At 54.3% G+C, this 750-nt stretch carries 1 protein-coding gene; it reads left to right on the plus strand.

The window, feature by feature from the left end:
- The first annotated feature begins 247 nt into the window (after positions 1-247).
- Positions 248-544: a hypothetical protein gene (locus FHE74_RS10580; protein WP_139466471.1), complete on the plus strand. Its 297-nt coding sequence runs from the start codon at positions 248-250 to the stop codon at positions 542-544.
- Positions 545-750 lie beyond the last annotated feature (206 nt).

Below are 750 nucleotides of genomic sequence, written 5' to 3' on the forward strand. Positions count from 1 at the left end.
TGCGCGGGATTGCCGCCGAGATCGGCTGCTCGGTTGGCACCGTTCATCGCTACGTCGCCGAGCAAAAAGCGGAGCAGAAAACCGCGTAGCCGCTCCCTTACCGTTCAAAGTCACTCATAACCAAGTCAGATATTTCCGGGGTTTTAGGGGGTTCCCTAAAGAACTTCCCTCCAGTGCGAGCGAAGCGAGCTCCTCCCCCGCCCCCATTCCCACTCTCTCCCTGCCACCCTCCAGCTACCTTGGAGGCATGATCGAAAAGCAGCTGACCACCCTCATCTTCGGAAACCTCGTCCTAGAGTCAACGCTTACAGCGTGCTACGTGCGGGTCTACGCGGATGACAAACGGTCCTTTTCTATGAGTACGAATCCTCCGGTCGAGATAAAGGTCCCCCTTGACGAACTGAAAAAGAACGCTTCAAGAGAACAGAAAGAAGCGATCGCTTCTCACGTCTTCGACGAGGCTAGGCAGTTTTTAGACACGGACTACCCGGGTGGTGCTGATGCTGCAGCTAAGGAACTACTTGATTGGTTGTGTACGCCTTAACCCATGTGGCAGGGAAGATGGACTTCATCGGAGAGTCCGATTCCCCGGTGGTCTCCAGCATTAATGGTTGCGCTTATACGGTAGTCTTGGCCAGCCCGGTCAGGATTGCAGAGAGCCTCTCCACGGACGAACCCATAACCATCGTGAAGTCTCATCGAGGTCCTATCGACTGTTTCGTAGAAAAACCCTAAATGCTCTTCTTGCAG

The sequence above is a fragment of the Corynebacterium tapiri genome, assembly GCF_006334925.1.
Taxonomy (GTDB): Bacteria; Actinomycetota; Actinomycetes; order Mycobacteriales; family Mycobacteriaceae; genus Corynebacterium; species Corynebacterium tapiri.